The 22,299-nt window shown below is 32.6% G+C and carries 24 protein-coding genes; 4 read left to right on the forward strand and 20 right to left on the reverse strand.

What is annotated here, in order from left to right; translation table 11 throughout:
- Window positions 1-137: 137 nt before the first annotated feature.
- Entirely contained in the window at window positions 138-1,106 is a 969-nt protein-coding gene (trpS, locus tag Q0891_RS00540; RefSeq protein WP_299098082.1) for a tryptophan--tRNA ligase, read from the forward strand.
- A 164-nt stretch (window positions 1,107-1,270) separates the two neighbouring features.
- On the opposite strand, the gene dprA is transcribed toward trpS, so the two are convergent.
- Window positions 1,271-2,374 carry a DNA-processing protein DprA gene (dprA, locus tag Q0891_RS00545; RefSeq protein WP_299098084.1) on the reverse strand — a complete coding sequence of 368 codons (1,104 nt, stop codon included), beginning with the start codon at window positions 2,372-2,374 and terminating at the stop codon, window positions 1,271-1,273.
- A 122-nt stretch (window positions 2,375-2,496) separates the two neighbouring features.
- Between dprA and Q0891_RS00550 the strand changes: the two genes are divergently transcribed.
- The 3 genes from Q0891_RS00550 (at window position 2,497) to Q0891_RS00560 (ending at window position 4,532) form a co-directional block, all read left to right on the forward strand.
- Window positions 2,497-2,856 carry a hypothetical protein gene (locus Q0891_RS00550; RefSeq protein ID WP_299098086.1) on the forward strand — a complete coding sequence of 120 codons (360 nt, stop codon included), beginning with the start codon at window positions 2,497-2,499 and terminating at the stop codon, window positions 2,854-2,856.
- Between the two features lie 139 nt (window positions 2,857-2,995).
- Window positions 2,996-3,937 (forward strand): SPOR domain-containing protein, encoded by a 942-nt coding sequence (locus tag Q0891_RS00555; protein ID WP_299098089.1) that lies wholly within the window; start codon window positions 2,996-2,998, stop codon window positions 3,935-3,937.
- Between the two features lie 85 nt (window positions 3,938-4,022).
- Window positions 4,023-4,532 carry an acyl-CoA thioesterase gene (locus Q0891_RS00560; RefSeq protein WP_299098091.1) on the forward strand — a complete coding sequence of 170 codons (510 nt, stop codon included), beginning with the start codon at window positions 4,023-4,025 and terminating at the stop codon, window positions 4,530-4,532.
- On the opposite strand, the gene Q0891_RS00565 is transcribed toward Q0891_RS00560, so the two are convergent.
- The 19 genes from Q0891_RS00565 to Q0891_RS00650 all read right to left on the reverse strand — a co-directional run bounded on the left by Q0891_RS00565 (window position 4,529) and on the right by Q0891_RS00650 (window position 22,224).
- A complete protein-coding gene (locus Q0891_RS00565; RefSeq protein WP_299098092.1) occupies window positions 4,529-5,749 on the reverse strand; it encodes a peptidoglycan DD-metalloendopeptidase family protein in 1,221 nt (406 codons plus the stop codon). The genes Q0891_RS00560 and Q0891_RS00565 overlap by 4 nt on opposite strands.
- Window positions 5,750-5,809: 60 nt before the next feature.
- Window positions 5,810-6,604, reverse strand: coding sequence for a DUF4292 domain-containing protein (locus tag Q0891_RS00570; RefSeq protein WP_299098093.1), 795 nt, complete (start codon window positions 6,602-6,604; stop codon window positions 5,810-5,812).
- Window positions 6,605-6,612: 8 nt separating this feature from the next.
- Window positions 6,613-7,977, reverse strand: a complete 1,365-nt coding sequence (locus Q0891_RS00575; protein ID WP_299098095.1) for a tetratricopeptide repeat protein — start codon at window positions 7,975-7,977, stop codon at window positions 6,613-6,615.
- Window positions 7,970-8,287, reverse strand: a complete 318-nt coding sequence (locus Q0891_RS00580; RefSeq protein ID WP_299098097.1) for an antibiotic biosynthesis monooxygenase — start codon at window positions 8,285-8,287, stop codon at window positions 7,970-7,972. Before Q0891_RS00580 ends, Q0891_RS00575 begins: the two co-directional genes overlap by 8 nt.
- 89 nt (window positions 8,288-8,376) lie before the next feature.
- On the reverse strand, window positions 8,377-9,396 hold the full coding sequence (locus tag Q0891_RS00585) for a sugar phosphate nucleotidyltransferase (RefSeq protein ID WP_299098099.1): 1,020 nt from the start codon (window positions 9,394-9,396) through the stop codon (window positions 8,377-8,379).
- Window positions 9,397-9,562: 166 nt separating this feature from the next.
- Window positions 9,563-9,997: a dUTP diphosphatase gene (gene dut, locus Q0891_RS00590; RefSeq protein ID WP_299098101.1), complete on the reverse strand. Its 435-nt coding sequence runs from the start codon at window positions 9,995-9,997 to the stop codon at window positions 9,563-9,565.
- A 2-nt stretch (window positions 9,998-9,999) separates the two neighbouring features.
- The gene (locus Q0891_RS00595) at window positions 10,000-11,463 is read right to left on the reverse strand and encodes an oligosaccharide flippase family protein (protein WP_299098103.1); all 1,464 of its coding nucleotides are present in this window, start codon (window positions 11,461-11,463) and stop codon (window positions 10,000-10,002) included.
- 82 nt (window positions 11,464-11,545) lie between these two features.
- On the reverse strand, window positions 11,546-12,682 hold the full coding sequence (locus Q0891_RS00600) for a hypothetical protein (protein WP_299098105.1): 1,137 nt from the start codon (window positions 12,680-12,682) through the stop codon (window positions 11,546-11,548).
- A gap of 106 nt (window positions 12,683-12,788) precedes the next feature.
- On the reverse strand, window positions 12,789-13,247 hold the full coding sequence (locus Q0891_RS00605; protein WP_299098106.1) for a hypothetical protein: 459 nt from the start codon (window positions 13,245-13,247) through the stop codon (window positions 12,789-12,791).
- A gap of 107 nt (window positions 13,248-13,354) precedes the next feature.
- A complete protein-coding gene (gene atpG, locus Q0891_RS00610) occupies window positions 13,355-14,215 on the reverse strand; it encodes an ATP synthase F1 subunit gamma (protein WP_299098108.1) in 861 nt (286 codons plus the stop codon).
- An 85-nt stretch (window positions 14,216-14,300) separates the two neighbouring features.
- A complete protein-coding gene (gene atpA, locus Q0891_RS00615) occupies window positions 14,301-15,881 on the reverse strand; it encodes a F0F1 ATP synthase subunit alpha (protein ID WP_299098110.1) in 1,581 nt (526 codons plus the stop codon).
- Window positions 15,882-15,936: 55 nt separating this feature from the next.
- Window positions 15,937-16,473, reverse strand: coding sequence for an ATP synthase F1 subunit delta (atpH, locus tag Q0891_RS00620; protein WP_299098112.1), 537 nt, complete (start codon window positions 16,471-16,473; stop codon window positions 15,937-15,939).
- Window positions 16,474-16,479: 6 nt separating this feature from the next.
- A complete protein-coding gene (locus Q0891_RS00625) occupies window positions 16,480-16,980 on the reverse strand; it encodes a F0F1 ATP synthase subunit B (protein WP_299098114.1) in 501 nt (166 codons plus the stop codon).
- A gap of 99 nt (window positions 16,981-17,079) precedes the next feature.
- Window positions 17,080-17,268 (reverse strand): ATP synthase F0 subunit C, encoded by a 189-nt coding sequence (gene atpE / locus Q0891_RS00630; RefSeq protein ID WP_013993139.1) that lies wholly within the window; start codon window positions 17,266-17,268, stop codon window positions 17,080-17,082.
- 37 nt (window positions 17,269-17,305) lie between these two features.
- A complete protein-coding gene (gene atpB / locus Q0891_RS00635; RefSeq protein WP_299098116.1) occupies window positions 17,306-18,484 on the reverse strand; it encodes a F0F1 ATP synthase subunit A in 1,179 nt (392 codons plus the stop codon).
- Between the two features lie 88 nt (window positions 18,485-18,572).
- Window positions 18,573-18,965, reverse strand: coding sequence for a DUF6168 family protein (locus tag Q0891_RS17275; protein WP_367179551.1), 393 nt, complete (start codon window positions 18,963-18,965; stop codon window positions 18,573-18,575).
- On the reverse strand, window positions 18,958-19,176 hold the full coding sequence (locus Q0891_RS00640) for an AtpZ/AtpI family protein (RefSeq protein ID WP_299098118.1): 219 nt from the start codon (window positions 19,174-19,176) through the stop codon (window positions 18,958-18,960). Before Q0891_RS00640 ends, Q0891_RS17275 begins: the two co-directional genes overlap by 8 nt.
- A complete protein-coding gene (locus tag Q0891_RS00645; RefSeq protein ID WP_299098120.1) occupies window positions 19,160-19,588 on the reverse strand; it encodes a polymer-forming cytoskeletal protein in 429 nt (142 codons plus the stop codon). Before Q0891_RS00645 ends, Q0891_RS00640 begins: the two co-directional genes overlap by 17 nt.
- A 17-nt stretch (window positions 19,589-19,605) precedes the next feature.
- The gene (locus tag Q0891_RS00650; RefSeq protein WP_299098122.1) at window positions 19,606-22,224 is read right to left on the reverse strand and encodes a tetratricopeptide repeat protein; all 2,619 of its coding nucleotides are present in this window, start codon (window positions 22,222-22,224) and stop codon (window positions 19,606-19,608) included.
- Window positions 22,225-22,299 lie beyond the last annotated feature (75 nt).

A 22,299-nucleotide genomic window follows, 5' to 3' on the forward strand; every position in this document is an offset into this window, starting at 1 on the left:
ACTCGTTTATACTTTTGATTTTTGCTGAAAAAATGTTCCTTTAAAGTTAAATGTATTCCTATAGTTCTTTTAAAAAATTTACCTTTGCTTTTTTCGTTTAATAATTAAAGAGATTCCTGCATTAGTGGGACGTGAACATGGCAAGAATATTAACAGGCGTACAAAGTACAGGAACACCACATTTAGGAAACATAATAGGAGCAATATTACCAGCAATAGAAATGGCTAACGATTCTAATAACGATTCGTTTTTATTTATTGCAAATCTTCATACCTTAACTCAAATAAAGAATGCTGAGGAATTAAGAAATCATACCTATTCTGTAGCGGCAACCTGGTTAGCTTGTGGTCTAGATATTGAAAAAACCGTGTTTTACAGACAAAGTGATATTCCTCAAGTAACTGAATTATCTTGGTATTTAAGCTGTTTTTTTCCGTACCAACGTTTAACATTAGCTCATGGGTTTAAAGATAAAGCAGATCGTTTAGAAGATGTTAACTCTGGTTTATTTACTTATCCAATGCTCATGGCTGCCGATATATTATTGTATGATGCTGAGGTTATTCCTGTTGGAAAAGACCAATTGCAACATATTGAAATGACACGTGATGTTGCCTCACGTTTTCATGCTAAAATGGGTGAAGCATTTGTTTTACCAAAAGGAAAAATTCAAGAAAATGGAATGCTTGTTCCTGGTACAGATGGCGAAAAGATGAGTAAAAGTAGAGGTAATTTTATCAATATCTTTTTACCCGAAAAGCAATTACGTAAAAAAATAATGTCTATTGAAACGGACAGCACAGCCCTAGAGGATCCTAAGGACTGGAAAACATGTAACTGTTTTGCAATATTCAGTTTATTGGCTTCAGACGACCAAATCAGTGAAATGAAAACCAATTATGAAGGTGGAAATTATGGTTATGGTCATGCCAAACAAGCCTTATACGAATTAATTTTAGAGCGTTTTTCTAAAATAAGAGAGCGCTACACATATTACATGGATAATTTAGAAGAAGTTGATGCTGCTTTGGCTAAAGGTGCCGCAAAAGCTAAATTAGTTGCTGATGGTGTTTTGAAGCGTGTTAGAGGTAAGGTTGGTTATTAAACAAATGAAGCTGTTCAAACAACACATACTAACTATCTTATTTTTCGTTATAATTCTCTATAAAGCTTTTAGTGAGAATTGGCCTTTGTGGTTTAAAATTTTAACTATTTGCGTATTAATTTTTATTGTTTTTAAGATAATTAAAGATTACAATAAAAATTCTTCTAAATAACCTCAAACAACTTACCTGGTAAAGGCCTAACCACGCCTTTCAATTCCATATTCAACAATATTCCAGCTATTTTGTAGGTTGGCATTTCACATCTTAGAGCAATAACATCTAGTAACTCCTTATTGTTATCTTTCAGAAAATTATAAATAATTTTTTCATCTGGCTCTAATTCTACAAATAACTGTTGCTGAACTATAGGTTTTTTATTTGATTCTAATTGCCAATTTAACATATAAGGCACATCTAAAGGATTAGATAATAAATGTGCCTTCTGAAATTTAATTAAGTTATTACAACCTATACTTTGACTGTCTGTCGTTCTTCCCGGTACAGCAAATACTTCTCTATTATAAGAATTGGCAATATCTGCAGTGACCAAACTACCACCTTTTTCAGCAGATTCAATAACGATTGTAGCCTCACTTAATCCTGCAATAATTCTATTTCGTTTTAAAAAATTATTGCGATCAAAATTATCTGTACTCCAAAAGTCAGAATAAAAACCACCGTGATTTTCAATATCTGCTACATACTTTTTATGTACTTTAGGATATATTTGGTTTAAGCCATGAGCCAAACAACCTATGGTTTGCAAATTATGTTTTACTGCAGCTTTTTGTGCTGTAATATCTGTACCGTAAGCAAAACCTGAAACTATTATTGGGTTAAATTGTGATAACGTTTCTACCAATTTTTCGCAAAAAGCAATACCACTTGTTGTAATTTTTCTAGCGCCAACAATACTTATAATTCTTTGTTGCTTAATATTAATATTACCCGATTGAAATAATACTAATGGTCCATCAATACAATGTTTTAAGCGTTCAGGATAGGTGTCTTCTGTGAAGTAATGTGGACGTATGTTATTGTCTTTAATAAACTTTAATTCTCGCTCTGCTTCGTCGAGATGAATTCTATCAAAAAGGCCTTGAATAGTTATAGTACCAATACCATCTATTTTTAAAAGTTTGGATTTCTTTTCATTTAAAACGGCTTCTGCAGAACCACAATGGTTTATTAATTTTTTAGCTGTTGTCGCGCCAATTTTTGGAACGTGTTGCAAGGCTAAAGCATAAATAAGTTGCTGGTCTGTCATTAATTAGAATTCTTCAGCCACCAATTTAACAAAATACTTCACAAGATAAAAGAAGGTTTTTCTTATTTTTATATCATCAATAATAATTTATGAAAACCGGCTCAATATTTATCCTACTTGTAATGTCATCTATTATCGCTACAGCGCAAAAGTCAAAATTAAATGGTATTGAGGACTCTATTGCTATAAAACCAACTATAACAATGATAGATTTAAGTGAGTTTTCATTTACCAATAATGATACATCACCAAGATTAAAACCTTTTAATTATACTGCAAAATTGAGCAAACATCCTGCTGGATTAAAAGTTGACATGGCGAAAATTGAAGTGATGAGAGACGGTTTTATTGCATTTTCTTCTGAAAACTTAAAAAAGAGTTTTTTTAGAGACTTTAATATAACTTATAGACGTGCAGCACTTACACGCCTATTGCCAAAAACTCCAGATTATAGCAATTATGATCCACAAGCTAATCTTTAAAAATATACATCACTTTTAGTAAATATTTTGTCAAGAAGCCATAGCAAATCAAGCACATAGATAATTTTTAATTTCGATGTTAATAACTAAGTCAAACTAAATTTCGTTCAGAAACAAATATTTTTAACTTTGCGTTAATATGCAATTAGAGACTTACATTAGCGACCTTTTATACCGTTACGATTGTGTTACTGTTCCTGAGTTTGGGGCATTTTTAACGCAACGTGAATCAGCGAAATTACACGAAACTACTAATTCGTTTTACCCTCCAAAAAAGGCATTATCTTTTAACGAGCAGTTGCAACAAAATGATGGTTTGTTAGCTAATTATATTGCTGAGGTTGAAAAAATACCATATTTAAAAGCTTTAAATAAAATCTCTAATCAAATAAAATCTATTAAAGCATTTTTAGTTGAAGGTGAAACCGTTCAGCTTAAAAACATTGGTGATTTGGTAATGAATGCGGATGGGAAAATTGAATTTGATCCATCACACCAAATTAACTACTTAACAGATTCATTTGGGCTATCTCACTTTACATCTACTGATGTAGATCGTGAAATTTACTTAGCAAATGTTGAGGACATAGAAGTTAATTCTCCTATTGTTTTAAACCCAGAAAAGCGATCTAATCGTAACTGGATGAAGTATGCTGCAGCTGCTGTTCTATTGTTAGGACTTGGCGGTTTTAGCGCTGTTACTTACCATAACAATAACTCTATAGAGAATCACAATCAATTAGCACAAGAGCAAGCTAATGAGCAACTCGATGCCAAAGTACAAGAAGCTACGTTTGTAATTAGTAATCCTTTACCTGCTGCCACACTTTCTTTAGAAAAACAAAGTGGCAATTACCACATTGTTGCTGGTGCGTTTAGAGTTGAAGCTAATTCTGATAAAAAGGTAGATCAACTTAGAGCAAAAGGTTATAAAGCTCGTAAAATTGGCACTAATCGCTATGGTTTACATGAAGTTGTTTATGCTAGCTATATTTCTAGAGATGAAGCACAACGCGAATTATATAAAATTCGTAAAGCGCATAATCGCGATGCTTGGTTATTAATCAAGACCTTAAAGTAAATCTTCTCGCTTTTCATTATTTAATGTTAATCTTACATCTACCTGCAAGAATCACTCTATCTTTGCACAAATTCTTAATATCCTTATGCAATCTAGAACTGCGTCTCAATCTAAAACTATTGTAACTGATTTAGTGTTACCAAGTGAAACCAATCCTATCAATAATTTATTTGGTGGAGAATTATTAGCTCGTATGGACAGAGCTGCTAGTATATCTGCTAGGAGACACTCTAGACGTATCGTTGTTACGGCTTCTGTAAATCATGTCGCATTTAATAGATCAGTGCCCTTAGGTAGCGTTGTAATGATTGAAGCAAAAGTTTCTAGAGCATTCTCATCTTCAATGGAAGTTTATATGGACGTTTGGATAGAAGACAGAGAGTCTGGTGAATGTGTTAAAGCTAACGAAGCCATTTATACGTTTGTTGCCGTAGATGAAACCGGAAGACCTGTAAAAGTACCTGAATTGGTACCTGAAACCGAATTAGAAAAACTACGTTATGATGCCGCTTTGCGTCGTAAACAATTGAGCCTATTATTAGCAGGAAAAATAAAGCCAGAAGACGCTACTGAGCTTAAAGCCCTTTTTGATTAATACTTAGCTAACCAAGGTTCTGGATTAAGTACAAGGTCATTTTTATATATTCGAAAACCTAATAATGATTCACCTGAAGATTTGTTAGAGAACACCTTACCAATAACCTGACCCGTTGTGATTTTATCACCAGTCTTTACATTAACCTCAGAAAGGTTCATATACACACTAAAATATTTTCCATGTCTTACTAAAATGGTAGGATTACCACGTTTCATAACATGAATTTTAGAAACGACACCATTAAATACCGCTTTAACATCTGAATTTGCGTCTGTGGCAATATAGATACTCTTATAATTTTGAGTAATTGAGTTATCTGTTAACGAACGCCTTTTTCCAAATTTCCCTTTAATAACACCTCTAGAAACAGGCCAACCTAACTTTCCTCGGTTAGATTCAAAGTTCGCTGACAGTTTTTTAGCTTCTGGTGTCTCTACAAATTTCCCTTTAGAAGACGTGCTACCAGATTTCTTATTAGCTGCAGCAATAGTTTCTCTAATTATTCGATTAATTTCTTTATCTAAACGTGCGGTTTCCTGCTTTTTCTTTTTAATCTGAGCTGTGAATTTTCCCATTTCAGATTTAATTGAAGCCATTAAAACTTCACGTTGTTTTAACTCACCTTCTAATTCGCGTTTAGCAATACGGTTTTCTTCAATTAGTTTTTCCTTGTCTTTCTTTTGCTTATTTAATTCTACATTTAAAGTCTCTAACTCTTTAGTTTTAGCTTTTATAGCAACACCTTGTTCCTTTTGGTAATTAGAATACTGTTTTATGTATTGTAGACGCTTATACGCTTGCTGAAAGTTGCTAGACGATAATAAGAACATCACTTTACTTTGCTCTGACTTACTTTTATAAGATTTTACTACCATGGCAGCATAATCATCTTTAAGCTCTTTTAGCTGCGTTTTTAAGCTTGAAATTTCATTTTGATTGCTATTAATTTCCCTAGTCAGTAAATTAGCTTGCTCGTTAGTTATTCTAATTAAATTTTTACGAACGCTCACCTTATAATTAATGTCTTCAATGAGTGTAATTGCAGATTTCTGCTCTTTCTTTTTAGTGTATAATAACGCATTTATCAGCTTAATTTCTTTTAACTTTTGCTGACGTTGTGCCTCTAATTCTTTTTGCTTATTACTTTGCGCAAAAACTGTCGTTGTTGAGAATATAAAACCTAACAGAAATACAATATATGTTAGTTTTTTCATTGAAATATTAATATGAGATTTCTCGTTGTTCATGCTTCTATCTGTCCCGATGACAAACCATTATTTTATAACTATTTCTTTATAACCAGAAGGAATTTTAAAAGGAAAACGCACTTCATCATTCAAAGATACGGATTTAAACTCCATAGCAACTGCCACCTCATCACTATCATCAACGGCAACAATTCTAATGTTTTTAGGAATGATTTCTTCATCCACTTCTTGATATGAAGCGTAATCCACTTGAAGCATTCGTCTTTTTAATTGTTGTTGCAATTGCAAACTGTCCATCTTAAAATGCGAAGGATTTATTAAATAGAATAATTCCATAAGTGCACTTTGATCTTTAGGACTCACTGCATAAGAATTACCATTTACAGCAACCTGATGTGGTTCTGCTTTTAGGTCATAAATCGCCTGACCTAATAAGATATTCTGCACTTTCATAAAATCTAATTCAATACCAACAACATCACTTAATAGTTTGTAATCGCCATCAAAATACTCATTATCTATCTTATTATAAAACTTCACTTTATCAGGTGTAATCATCATACGAGCCACTCCAAAAAGAGACTCACTTAACCAAATTACCCTATCTTTCTCCATACGCAGAGTAAAACCTGCACCTTGAGTTTTATCATTCTGAGTTATATCTATTTTAACTCTTGCTTTTAAGGTTTTATACGTTGTACTATTTTTTTCGTGCTGTTTTATCACTTGCTTTACAGAGAGCTTATCACTAGCCTCACCTGAAGCAATGACATTTTTTGCCGAGTTACAACTGAATGCTACCACTATAAATAAAGCACTAATTGTAAATTTTATGTTTGTAACGAACTGAGAAAATTTCATGTATATTTTTATTGTTGCAATTTTAGGGCTTTTGCTTTTTTAGCAAACGTATCTGATTTACTAATATTATTTAACGTTTTATAAGCAATACTTAATTCTGAATAAAAATCGGCTTCCATATTTGGGTTATCAATTAAAAAATCTAATCCCATTTCTAAGTTTTCAATTGCTTTTTTAGGTGTGCCAAGTTTGTTTTGTGCCACGCCAACCACCAAATATAAAATAGGTTGTGCCGGATATAATTCTAAGGCTGCTTCTCCATCATTTGCAACGGCTTTATAGTCTTCAATATCTAACTGAAGTAGTAAGGCGTCTTTTATTAGTTTAAAGTCGTCTGGCGTCTGTTTTAAGGCTTCTTTAAAATTAGAGAGTGCTTTTAACTTATCACCAGCTTTTAAATAATAATACCCTAAATCACTATGTGTTTGCGCATCTTTATTTTCATCTATTAATGAGGTCACGTCTATTAAATCAGATTCGTATTCAGGATTTCTACCAACAAACGATACAAAATCCTTAAGCACTTTGGCTTTAGCGTCTGCATTAATCTCAGGACTTGTTAAAACCGTTTTTACAGAGCCAATTGCGTCCTCTACTTTGCCATCTTGAAGATAGAACTTATACAATGCCAAATGCACAAATTTTGAATCTGGTTTTGTTTTTAACAAGTTTTGAGCGGCTTTATAAGCATTTTTACGATCGCCTGTCTGGCTATATCTATAAATAAGTTTTAAGTGGTTGTCTTCATTGTTAGGGTTGTTGGCTATACGCTGTTCTAAGTTTTCAATTCTATCATCTGCATTACCTGTGATGCTGTAGATATGATTTCTCATTGCATCTCTAGATTCACTCAAACCAAATTCTGCATCTAACTCATCTAAAATATCTAATGCTTGCTTGTATTTCTCTTCTCTAACATATAGCGATGCTAAATCTTCTTTATAATCTGGATGATATTTTACGAGTTGCTTTATTGTTTTTAAAGCATTTTTCACATCCTCTTGCTGAAAATATACATCGTAAAGCTCATCTAGAAACCAAACATTGTCTGGCTGCATTTCTATAGCCTTTTTTAGATTATCTTCTGCTGCTCCAAAATTTTTAAGTTTGTTGTAGTTTTTACCAAGTTCAAAATAAATAACTGGTTTTTTACTATCGAGATTTAAACATTTATGAAGCGCATCTACTGCTTTATCATAATTTTCAATCCCTTTTTGTTTCAAAGCTTCAAAGAAATGTTCTTGAAATTCGTCTTCATAATTTCCTAGATCATCATCTGGTCTTTTATTAAAATCCACTTGAGCATAGCTTGCCTGCGGAACGCTTAACATTCCGAAAATAAAAACCAATATCAAAATAAATTGCTTATTCACTTTGTTGTTGTTTTAGCAAGTCTTCAACCATTTCAAATTTTTCTAAGACTTCAAACGTTTCACAAGATGCTTTCATTTTTTTTCTAAAATGATTGGCTTCTTCTGGTAAATTTCCTCCAGCATTATCAAATGTAGATTTATTTGGCCATTGTGCATATGCAAAGAAGTTTAGGTTATCTTTTTTATGTAATCGAGAGCCTAAACTTCCTTCATGTTTGTAAATCAATTTTGTTAAACCTGTCCAAGCTTCAATGAATTTTTCTTCTTGGTTGGGTTTAATTCTAATAGTGTACAAAACGATATACATCATTGCTTAATCATAGTTATAAGGTGTCTTTCAAAAGTTGTTCCAAAGATAACTCAACCAAAAAAAGAGATTTCTGCTTTCGCAAAAATTTGTTACTCCATAATTGTGTAATCTCCTATACTAATCTTAGTAAACTCACCATTGTACTTAACATGATTACCAATCATTGCTTCATCTAAATTAGCGTTTTTGATAGTACTCTGGTTTTGTATTAAGCTATTTTTAACGGTTGAATTCTCAATAACACAATCTTTACCTATTGAAACATGAGGTCCTACCGTTGTATTCTTTAACACTGTTCCTTTACCAATATAACAAGGTTCAATTACTTTTGAGTTTTCTAAAACGACAGAATCATCAATTAATTGTTCTTCGTTGTCTGCTGTTAAAAAGCCTAACATTTTGGCGTTAGTTTCTAAGGTAACGGCTTTGTTTCCACAATCCATCCATTCGTCAACGGTTCCAGTTTTAAAAACTCTACCATCTGCCATCATACGTTTAATACCATCATTGATTTGGTATTCGCCACCATTCATGATGTTTTCATCTAAAATTTCTTGTAATTTTTCTTTTAAGACAGCGACATCTTTAAAGTAATAGATGCCTATAACGGCTTGATCACTAACAAAAGATTCTGGCTTTTCTACAAGCTCTACAATATTTTGATCGTCATTTAATTTTACAACGCCATAAGCTTCTGGGTTGGCAACACATTTGGTCCAAATCACACTATCTGCTGAAGGATCTAAATCAAATTCAGCTCTAATTAACGTATCTGCATAGGCGATTACTGCTGGTCCAGAGAGCGATGGCTTTGCACTCATAATAGCATGACCTGTACCCAAAGGTTGGTCTTGTCTATAGATGGAAGCTTTTGCACCTAAACCTTCTGCTAATTCTTGTAAGCTGCTGACAACGTCATCTCCAAAAAAAGCTGGATCGCCCAAAACAAATGCAATTTCTTCAATAGGTTGCTTTAAAACTTTAGCAATATCTTTTACTAAACGATGCACTATGGGTTGACCTGCAACTGGTATTAATGGTTTAGGTACTGTTAAACTATGTGGTCTTAGGCGAGATCCTCTGCCTGCCATTGGTACTATTATTTTCATAACTATGCCTGCGTAAGCAGGTATCTTTTAAATTAAACTATTTTCCTATTAAAGTAGGAAACTCTATTATTACTAATTTTATTATTATTTAAATTCTAATTAGTTCTTAAATCATAACAATTAGGCTTCATTTTTATTCTGAGACTCTTGTCTGAGTACGACTTAATTATTTGGTACCTGTACTCCCAAAACCGCCTTCTCCGCGATCTGTATTAGAAAGTATTTCTACCTGTTCCCATTCTGCACGTTCATATTTTGCTATGACTAATTGTGCTATACGCTCACCATTTTGAATTAAAAAATCGTCATTAGAAAGATTGACTAATATCACTCCGATTTCGCCTCTATAATCTGCATCAATCGTTCCTGGTGCATTTAAAACTGTAATGCCTTTTTTCGCTGCAAGTCCACTTCTTGGTCTTACTTGTGCTTCAATACCAACTGGCAATTCTATGAATAAACCTGTACCAACGATAGTACGCTCTAAAGGTTTTAATATTCTAGCTTCGGTAATACTTGCACGTAAATCCATACCTGCAGAAGCGATAGTTTCGTAATGTGGTAAATCGTGTATAGATTTGTTTATTATTTTAATTTTCATGTTCACTTTTGTCTGTTCAATACTTGTTTTAACTCTTTCTTTTCAAGCATAATAACTAAGCCCAAAAATACAATTAACATTGCAATTCCTACCAAATAATTTTCGCGATAGTTATAAAAAAACGTAAATGAGAATACGATAGATATTACGAGGTATAAACTTATTTTCTTGAGATTATATGGGATTGGATAATATTTTCGTCCAAAATAAAATGATAATAACATCATAACAGCATACGCAGAAACAGTTGCAATGGCAGAACCTTTAAATCCAATTCTAGGAATTAAAATAAAATTTAATACTAAGGTTACTAAGGCTCCTAAGATTGAAATATAAGCACCAAACTTAGTGCGATCTGTAATTTTATACCAAACCGATAGATTGTGATAAATACCTAAACAAAAGTTAGCCAACAGAATAAAAGGTACAATCCACATGGCTTCGTAATAAGCTTCGCTTAGAATAATGTATGGCTTTAAAAGATCCGCAAATACAACAACTACTAAAAGAATTACAGAACCAAAGGCTACAAAATATTCTAAGATCTTAGCATAATTTTTTTGCGGGTTTTTAGTATTAGAATGGCTAAAAAAATAGGGTTCTATACCTAAACGAAAAGCTGTTGCAAACAAAGTCATGAACAAAGCGAGCTTATAACAGGCTGAATACATCCCAATTTGTTGGTCTGCAATGTCATCTGGTAATAGATACTCTAATAAAATACGATCAAAGGTTTCATTGACGGAATATGCAATACCTGCAATTAGTACTGGCAGTGCATAACGCATCATTTTTTTCCAAAGTTCAGTATCAAATGAGAATTTTATTTTGGTGTAGAAAGGCAATAAAACTAATAAGGTTAATCCACTAGCTATTACATTAGAAATGAAAATGTAACTAATTTGAAACTCGGGAATATAAATACTATTGAAAAATGAATTGCCTTTAGCTAAACCTTGTAAATACAATAACAAGAAAATATTCAAACCTAAATTTACAGCAACATTAAATATTTTAATTACGGCATAACGCATTGGTCTTGCTGTAGCTCTTAACCAGGAAAATGGAATAATAACCAAAGCATCTAAGAGCAAAATAACAAAGACTAAATTGAGATATTTAAGCTCTATATTTATGAATGAAGAAATTTGGTGTCTTAATAGAAAAGCAATGCCTATTAAGGAAAAAGAGCTAATAATCAATGATATTGCAGAGGTGCTTATTACCTTTTCTTTGTCATCCTCTTTGTTAAAAAACCTAAAGAATGCGGTTTCCATTCCGTAAGCTAACACCACATTAAACAATACAAAGTAGGCAAAAATGAAAGATACACGACCATATTCTTCAACAGACAACACCTCTGGATTGGTATAAAGTGGTACCAAAATAAAACCTAACATTCGAGGTAAAACGGTCGCTAAACCGTAAATAAATGTTTGTTTAAAAAGTGATTTGAGTCCGCTCAACGTATTGCTCTTGAATTGCATCAAAAGTATTGAAATTATCTTAAAAGTACAGTTAATTGAAGTTATGAAACTACCTGAGGTACTATTCTAAATTAAAACCGGCTATATAATTACTATTTCTAATTGATGTTATGGGCTCATTAAAACGTTTGAGCTCCTTTTTATTGTAAGTAATTATAGTATTGTTGGTATAACTTAAAGCTACCTCAGTTATTGCTAATTCATTGAAAATGTTTTCTAATTCATTAACATTTTTTATAGTAATCATGTCTTCTGTCGCTGCTCGTGCTTCTCTTTTATAGATTTCAGGAGGTCCGTTTTCGTAATAAACACCTCTTTTTTCATCTAAATCAGACACCTTTACATATTTCACTATACCATTTTCAACATAACTAATAGCACATTCATTGTCTTCTAAAGTAAATGGAAAATCTTTATCCTTCTCTGCTTTCTTAAAGGTATAATAAGGCGATTTGTTTTTTAAAACTGCTGTGTATCTTCCATAATTTTCAACAAGTTTTGCTTTAAGATTTCTAAAATAAACACTGTCAATTTTTATATGCTCTTGTTTATTTACAATTGGCACAAAAACATTCATTCCTGTGCCTCCTACCTTTATGCCAGCATACCATTCTTGAAATGATATTGTTTTAACTTTGAAAGTAGTAGATGCCTGAAAAGATGGTGTAGGTTTTATATCTGTGTCGTGACCAGAAACAATCATAGCTTCGCGTCGCCTTTGATACGCTAAAGGAGGACCGTCTTCATATTGAACTCGTTCCTTTTCTAATACATTAGCTACCTTTAGATATTTAATTTTATCATTTTCGATATATCTAATTGCACATTCGTTTTCTGATAAAGTAAATGGATATTCATTAGAATTCTCCTGATTATTAAATGTATGGTCAGGCGAATTATCTTTTAAAACAGCAGTATATCTGCCATAATTTCTGACGAGTTGTCCTTTTAAATTATTAAAGTAAATACTGTCTATAATTACATTTTCTGGCTTATTTTCTATTGGAACAAAAACATTAATACCTGTATTTTCTTCATCTATATGTGTGTACCATTCCTGGTAAAAAATAGGTTTTACTTTAAATGACACGCTTTTTTGTTGCGACTTAGTATTTAGCCTTGAACTTGAACACTGAAAGGTTGTAGATAAAACACTGAACACCAATATGGTAAATAATACCTTCTTAAGTTGTTTCATTTTGCAATAGCTTAAAGATTTGGATGTGCAAGATACAAACAAATCTATAAAAAGCAATATAAATACGACAAACAGTATTTATTTGTAGGAATACATGTAAATAATGTTAATTTTGAACGGGAGAACTCGGATAATTAACACTTTTCTGTTCTTCAAGGTTAGAAATTTTAGAAAATCGACGTTTTTTGTTACTCACAACATGGTAACTAATTACACATTCATCTTCATTAATTTGAAATTTTCCGAAAGAAGATTTAATTAAATCCTTATCGCTCTGAAGTTTAAAACCGAGATGAGCCACATATAATAAACTATCATAAGAGGTCTGATTTAGTTTTGATATTTGCCCTTTAAATAACACACTATCTAAAATGACTGAATTTTCAATTAATTGGATATATAAATCCGTTCCACTTTTACCATTTTGTAATCCACTATTCCAATGTTGATAATAAGTAGATTTGATATCACTAGAGACTTCGTTTGAAAATTTTGGCACAGATGTGCATGTTACCAATAATAATAACGCTAAGAGCATTATTATGACTAATCGAGGTGATTTCATTCTTTAAATATATAGTTTATAAAATTAAAGGCATAAAAAAAACCTAACTCGAAACAAGTTAGGTTTTTGATTTTATAAAAAAGTAAGTTATGTAAACTCCTCCTGTTTTAGTTGTTTAAAGCCTCTGCTCCACCAACAATTTCTAAGATCTCATTAGTAATCGCAGCTTGACGTGCTTTGTTATATGTTAACTTAAGTTGATCTCTCAATTCTGTAGCGTTATCTGTTGCTTTATGCATTGCTGTCATACGTGCACCATGCTCAGAAGCAAAAGAATCTCTTATGCCTTTATATAATTGTGTCTTTAACGACTTTGGAATTAACTCTTCAACAATTTCTAACTTTGAAGGTTCAAATACGTAATCTAAATTTACATTGTCATCACTTTCAACAGGTACAATTGGTAAAAATTGCTCTGTCATTATAACTTGAGTTGCAGCGTTTTTAAAGTGATTGTACACAACCTCTATCTTATCAAACTCTCCAGAAACAAACTTATCCATTAACATTTCTGCAATTTCAGCAACATTGTCAAACGTTAAGTCATCAAACAAATCACTTTTATTTGCAATAACTTTATTCGTTTTTTTGAATGCATCATTAGCTTTCTTTCCTATTGCTAAGTAAGATACGTCTTTGTTAGCATAAGTTTCATTAGCAAGTTTTGTTACTTGCTTAATAATATTAGAATTAAATGCACCAGCTAAACCTCTATTAGAAGTTACCGCAACAATAAGTACTTTATTTACGTCACGTTGCTCAGAATATTTACTTCCAGAATCAGCATCTAAAGTTGCACTTAAACTCTGAAGTAATTCTGTTAACTTATTAGAGTAAGGTCGCATTGCTGTAATAGCATCTTGAGCTTTCTTTAACTTTGCAGCAGATACCATTTTCATAGCACTAGTAATCTGCATCGTTGAAGATACCGATGATATTCTGTTTCTAATTTCCTTTAAATTCGCCATAATCTCTTTTTGTCATTCTGAATTTATATCAGAATCTTTTTATTACTATTGAGATCCTGAAACAAGTTCAGGATGACAAGATCTATTATCCTTTATACTTTCCTGAAAGGTCTTTTGCTACAGTTGTAAGTGTATCAATAACCTCATCAGTTAATTTACCTGCTTTTAAAGTACTAAGTACGTCGCTATGCTTCGCTCTTAAGAACTCTAAATAATCACGTTCAAATTCTTTTACTTTATCTACAGGAACATCCTTTAATAAATTCTTAGAACCAGCATATATAATTGCAACTTGATCTTCTACTTTAAAAGGATCATTTTGCGCTTGCTTTAAGATTTCAACGTTACGTTTACCTTTATTAATTACATTTAAAGTTACAGCATCTAAATCCGAACCAAACTTAGCAAATGCTTCTAATTCACGGAACTGAGCTTGATCTAATTTTAATGTACCAGATACCTTCTTCATTGATTTAATCTGAGCGTTACCACCAACACGAGATACAGAAATACCTACGTTAATTGCTGGACGTACACCAGAGTTAAATAAATCACCATCTAAGAAGATCTGACCATCCGTAATAGAAATTACGTTAGTTGGGATATATGCAGAAACGTCACCTGCTTGCGTTTCAATAATTGGTAAAGCTGTTAATGAACCACCACCTTTTACTAAAGGCTTTAAAACCTCTGGTAAATCGTTCATTTCTTTAGCGATAGAATCATCGTTAATTACTTTTGCAGAACGCTCTAATAATCTTGAGTGTAAATAAAATACATCACCAGGATATGCCTCACGTCCTGGAGGACGTCTTAATAATAAAGATACCTCACGGTAAGCAACGGCTTGTTTTGATAAATCATCAAAAACAATTAACGCTGGTCTACCAGTATCTCTAAAATATTCTCCAATAGAAGCACCTGTAAAAGGAGCGTAAACTTGCATTGCAGCAGGATCTGATGCATTTGCAGCTACTATTGTTGTATAAGCTAAAGCACCTTTTTCTTCTAACGTCTTAGCAATTAAAGCTACTGTTGAAGCCTTTTGACCTACAGCAACATATATACAATAAACAGGCTCGCCTGCATCGTAAAATTCTTTTTGATTTAAGATAGCATCAATACAAACAGCTGTTTTACCTGTTTGACGGTCACCAATAACCAACTCACGTTGACCTCTACCTACAGGAATCATAGCATCAATTGCCTTAATACCAGTTTGTAATGGCTCAGTTACTGGTTCTCTATAGATAACACCTGGTGCTTTACGCTCTAAAGGCATTTCATAAGTATCACCTGCTATTGGTCCTTTACCATCAATTGGGTTACCTAAAGTATCTACCACACGACCAACAATACCTTCACCTACTTTTACAGATGCGATACGTTCAGTACGTTTTACGGTAGACCCTTCTTTTACGCCTACTGAAGTACCTAAAAGTACAATACCTACGTTATCTTCCTCAAGGTTTAGTACAATTCCTTCTGCACCACCTTCGAATTCTACTAATTCGCCATATTGCGCGTTAGCCAATCCGTAAGCACGTACAATACCATCACCTACAGTTAATACTGTTCCTACTTCGTCTAATGAAGCACTTGCTTCAAAACCTGAAAGTTGTTGTTTTAAGATTGCTGATATTTCAGCTGGTTTTACTTCTGCCATCTTTTTTAGTCTTTAGCTTTTAGCTGTTAGCCTTTTGGGCTTATCTAAAACTATATTAATTTAGTGTAAATTCTCTTTTTAATTTATCGAGTTTGTTTGAAATACTAGCATTATACTGTATATCTCCAACTCTAAGTATGAAACCACCTAAAATGCTTTCATCAACTATATTTTCTACTTCTGCTTCTTTACCAGTTAGTTCTTTAACCTTTGCTAATACTTTCGTTTTTAAATCATCCGTTAAAGGCACAGCAGTTGTAACAGATGCTACTTGGCTACCTCTTAGCTGATCAAATAATTGCGTATAACTAACAGCAACATCACTCAATAAAGGTAATCTTTTGTTAGCTATTAACGTATCTATTAAATTAGTAGTTGAAGTATTTGCATCTTTAAAAACAGATGTTAATACTGCTTTTTTATCTGAAGATCTTACAACAGGACTTTGAAGCATCTGGTTTAAATCTTTATTTTCAGCAATAACATTAGCGATAGTTTTCATATCACTATTTACTGCATCTGCAGATTTCTGATCTGTTGCTATACTTAAAACCGCTTTAGCGTATCTAATTGCTGCTCTTGATCCTGACATGTCTTACTAGTTTAAAGTTGCTTCACCTAACATAGACTCTACTAACTCTAGTTGCTTGTCTTTATTAGATAATTCGTTACGCACTACTTTTTCTGCTATCTCTAAAGATAAACCTGCTACATGGCTTTTAATTTCTGCCATAGCAGCCTTCTTTTCGCTAGCAATTGCATCTTGTGCCTGAGCGATCATTTTGTTAGCCTGTGTTTTAGCTTCCTCTTCTGCATCTGCAATCATTTTGCTTTTAAGTTCGCGAGCTTCCTTTAGCATTGTTTCTCTTTCTAAACGCGCTTCTTGCAATAATTTTTGGTTATCTGCCTGCAGATTTGCCATTTCACGCTTAGCCTTTTCAGCAGCATCTAAAGCACCTTGGATTCCTTCTTCTCTTTCATTTAATGAGTTAAGAATTGGTTTCCATGCAAATTTTACCATTAAAGCGATCAGTGCCAACAATAATATTGTTGATACTACAAATAATCCTGGTGAAAAATCGTTTAATAACTTATCCATATTATTAAGTAATTAAGTGTTTTGTCTTTTTTTTAATTTAAAAACACGTCCTGTAACCAACCGTTACAGGATAGTGTTTTTGTAAGTTTAATTCGGTTCTTATTTTCCTAAGAATAAAGCACCAAATGCTAAACCTTCTAAAAGTGCCGCAATGATAATCATCGCTGTTTGAATCTTACCTGTCGCTTCTGGCTGACGAGCAATACCTTCCATTGCTTTTCCACCGATTTGACCAAGTCCAATACCTGCTCCGATTACGATTAATCCTGCTCCAATTAAATTGTACATAGTAAAAATATTTATAGTTAAATTAAAAAAACTCTTATTAAATGAAATCACCTCTTACGTCTTGCGCATCAGGAATTTCATGTCCATGATCATCGTGCTCATGCTCGTGATCGTGTTCTGCAACAGCCATACCAATAAATAGAGCTGAAAGCATTGTAAATATGTACGCTTGTAAAAACGCAACTAATACTTCAATTAGTAATATAAAAAATGATAATACAAATGATAAACCCATTGCTCCAGGAACTGTTAAAGCTTCCTTTAAGGTGAACATAATAGCAATTAAGCTCATAACAACAATGTGACCAGCAGAAATGTTTGCGAATAAACGTACTAATAATGAGAATGGCTTAATAACTAAAGCTCCTGCTAATTCAATAATCGCTAAAACCGGACGAATTAAAACTGGTACTCCTGGCATCCATAAAATGTGCATCCAATAATCTTTGTTACCACTAACTGTATATATAACAAGTGTAAAAATTGCTAAACAAGCCGTAACAGCTAATTGACCTGTAACGTTAAAACCTAAAGGTGTAAGACCTGCTAAATTTAAAAACCAGATAAAGAAAAACACCGTCAACAAATAACCTGTAAATCTTCTGTAATGCTTATCACCAATGTTTGGCCTTGCGATTTCATCTCTAACGTAAAGTACTAATGGCTCTAATACACGACCAAAACCTGTTGGGATTTGCTTTTTCTTGTATTGCCTTGCTAAACTAGAAAACCAAAACAACATTAGTAAACCAATAACCAATACACCAAATACACTTTTGGTAATTGAAAAATCCAAAACTTTATGACCGTTTGTTGCGTGATGATCTGCATCAAAATTAACTGAAGATGCTCCAGCATCTAATTCATATATTTTGGAATGTATCTTTGCGAATTTTACACCATCTTTTTCCACAATAACAGTTCCGTCATCATTGTGATGAAACTCAGAAGACATAAAAGTCTTTAAGCCATCAGAAGACCATAAAATTACTGGTAATGGAAAACCAAAATGTTTTCTTTCTCCTTCATCGCTTGTATAAGAAAACAAAGAAAAATCGTGAGAATCTTGAATGTGGTGAAGAATGTAATCTTCAACTTCTTTCTTTGTGTCTACTTGACCACCATCTCCTCCTTCGCTATTTGCAAAAATTGATGTAGGCAGAAACACTAATAATGCTAGTGCTAAAAATTTAAAACTTTGTTGAAATATATTCATTGTTATAAAATCAAAAATCTACTCTCTTCAAATTCGGTGCAAAAGTACGTAATTTATTAAAATAACAATGCGTTTTTATGCTTAATATTTAGGTCTCGTTTTTAGTAATGATTTTAACGACAAAAAACACCTCTAGTCCTAGAAACAAGAACAATGGAATTAAAAGATTTAATTTTTCTGCTGTTAATAAGGCTTCCAATTCAAAGATTGAAGTTTTAAACATGAGAAAAAACAAAATACCTTTTATAAATAACGTCGGCAAATAGATAAATCCTAATTGAGGTTGAATGCTTTTTATACCTGAAAAGAATTGAAAATGTATACAGATTATAAATGACGATAAAGCAAAAAACATATTTGTATCCCAAAGACTAAATCTTATAACTTTACCTGATGCGTTAAGAATATAATTCTGCGAAACATAAATAAGCGCAAACAATATGCTAAAAGAAATAATGTAAGTCGCTACTGCCTTAATCATCTTCCTTAGAAACTTTAATGACCTGAGAAATTACTAAATACATTGAAGCAAAAACAGATAAAAGTGTTAGTGTAGTTTCCCAAAAATCTCTATCATACTTGGCGTCTAGCCATTGACCTAAATAATTACCAAGAAAAATAGTGCCTCCCATTTGAAACGCAACTGACGTAAATCTTAAATACTTACTTGGTCTATTACCTGGTTTGGGCACTTTGTGAAAGTTGTGGCTTACTAGCTTCGTTAGATAATGATTTAACTGTTCCTTTCATACTACAAGTAGCATTAAATGTTGCTCCAGGTTCTACAGCTAATTTTGTAATATGTACTTCGCCTTCAATATGAGCTGTAGATTTAAGAGATAATGTTCCAGATAATATAAGTTTACCAGAAAATTTACCTTCAAAATCTGCATTTTCGCCTTGTAAAGTTCCTTTTATGTAACCAGACTTACCTACAACCACTTTACCAGATGTTTTTACGTTACCTTCTACAGTTCCGTCTATTCTAAATGGTCCTTGACTTGCAATATCGCCTACAATTTTAGTGCCTTGTGCTATGATATTTTGTTGTGTAGTTGCTTCCATACTTGAGTGTTTTTGTTTTTTTTTGTCTGGTGAAAACATGTTGATTTGGTTTTAAATTACTGTAATTTTAAGTACGCATTTAAGTTTTTGTGTCTCTGAATTATGGCGTAATTCGGTGATGAAATTGCAAAGTATGGCCTAGTTATTTTAGGTTTAATAGGTCGACCTCTCTTGTCTTTTTCTTCTGACTTAAGTAATTCAGCAAATCCATTTGCTCCGCCAATACTTTTTAATCCATGAACAACAACAAAGGTAGTGTTTTCATCATAAACATCCTTTGATGTAGTTAGATCAAAGTACTTTATTTTAGCTACTTCTTCATCTAAAATCTTAATAAACGCTTCAATATCTTCACCCGAATTATTTTCGAACTGAAAAATAACATTGAATTTATCTGCAGCATCATCTACTACAAATTCCTTTTTCTCTAATATAGGAAATGCGTTTTCTATAATATCTAACGCCTTTTTCCCTTCTTCTGTATTGCCATAGGTTAAAGCAATATAATTAATTCCTTTTTTATAAGCTTCAAAACCAAAAAGTCTTCCATTGGCAGATGCTTTTAAAATTTCGAACTTAGGCACAAAATCATCGCCTTCTAATCGCTTAATCTGCGCTTCTGCTTCCGCAATAACAGCCTCGTATTCTTCATCATTAAACTGTTTGTAAAGCCTTGTGTATATTGCTTCCGGACTATTTTCGTCCTTAGATAATTCTGACTGTGGATTTAAAAGAATTTCTGCATAACGCGACTCTGGATAATCGGTAATTATTGCTAGTTTCATTTCTTCTGCTCTTCTGTTTAATCCAAGTTCAGTATATATACGGAATAAATTATACTTTGAAGGTAAAATTAATCGGTCTTCAGGATTATTCTCTAGGAGCTTTTCAAGCTTATCTTTTGCTAAAATAAGTTCCTTAAATTTTTCCTTATAGATTATTCCTAATTGATAATATGCGAAATTACGCTCTTTAGCAATACTGTCTAATTCTACTTTTTTAGTTGGTAACGATGCTAAATACGTTTCTGGATTAAAGCGAACATCTACAACCTCATCTACAGATGAACTGTCTGATTTAGTTGAATTTGCTATACTAGCTCGCTCACTAGAGTGCCTCCAATTATCTTGAAGTTTACGATCTCCCCAAATTTTTAAAAACTCACTTTTACCATAAGAAACCGTTGTTGTATTATAAAAGTAAAAGCTACTACTTCCTGATCTTCGTTGCGTATCAGTAATCATTCCTGGAGGACTTCCTGCCGCTCTAGGGCTACGTTCAGCTCTTTGGCTATTGTTATTACTAGGCGTTGGTTGATTATTTTGTTTTTTTATAGCTTCTTCTCGTTCCTTTTTTTCTTCTAATGCTTTTAACCTTTGGTTCTCTGCATGCTGTGTATAAATTGCTAATTGCTCTGATTTAGGTAAAGCTACAACCCTTAAGATGCTATCATTAGTTTGTGCTATGCTTTCATAATATATAACATCATCAAGATTTTCACGCTTCTTTTTTATAATTCTATATGGTTTAGAATTTAACACCATAGCCGTCAATGTAGAATCATAATAAGCTCCTGCAGTTTTGTAAACATTTTTATCAAAATACATGTTACCTAAAGTTTCGTAACTGAGGGATCTAAGATATTTATCTGATTTTGTTTTTCTAAGCGATTTATTATAATAAACTTCAGCAAGGCTATCTGACATCTTATGACGATGATACTCTGCAATACGATAATATATTTTATCTAAAAAGGGCCTATTCTCTCTATTTTCTTCTAAATCTGTAAGATATTCTTGAAACTCAACATCATCTACATTTGACGCATCTGCATTATAAGACTTTTCTAAATGGGCATTTATATAAAATGAACGTGGTACTTGGCGATGCATATCTATAATAGCATCAAATTCTATATTAGCACTATCTTTTTTACCAAACTGGTTATACAATTGTCCTCTAATAAAATGGTAACGTGCTTTTTCTCTTTTAATTTTTGTGTGTTCTGCAGCTATAGCCAACTGAGCAATAGCACTATCTTTAGATTTTGTGTTAAGATAAGCCTGAGCTAATGCTGCTGAAGCATCTGCCAAATCCTGACCTTCAATAACACCTTTTTCCTCTTCAAGTAAACGTTTTAATTTTTCTATAGCACCAGCATCATTATCTAAACGCATGCTTGTTTTTTCGCGCCAAATTTTTACCTGATTAATTTTATCGCTAGTAGGATATTTATTTAAAATATTATTAAAAGCTGCCATAGCTGGCACAAAACGCTGATCAAAATAACGTGCTTGACCTAAAAGTAAATAGGCTTCATCTATTTGAGGATTTTTTTCTTTACCTCCAATATTCATTCCATGTACTTGGATCGCTTTGATCGCTTTTTCCTCCGCACGTTCAAAATCTGCATTTTTAATCTGGCCAGGAAGGAAAATATCTTCTGCAACAGCCATTCTTTCAATAGGCAAAAGCTCCCAAAAGTTTTCAGTGAATTCATTATTTACACCTTCAATTCCGCGTTCTAAAGCTATGTTACCATTATAAAGCACATTATATTTAGTTGCAAGAGCATGAAACTTCTTATTTATGAATTTATCTTTTTTTCGCGAACAACTTTGAGCAATCAAAGCTACACATGATAGGAGTAATATAAATTTGTAATAGGTTTTCAAACGTTGGTTCTATTTAATTTGATACCCATTTAACATTAAATTATTGCACATAATTCAATATTAAATTGGTATTAT

The organism is uncultured Winogradskyella sp., from assembly GCF_947498005.1.
Classification (GTDB): domain Bacteria; phylum Bacteroidota; class Bacteroidia; order Flavobacteriales; family Flavobacteriaceae; genus Winogradskyella.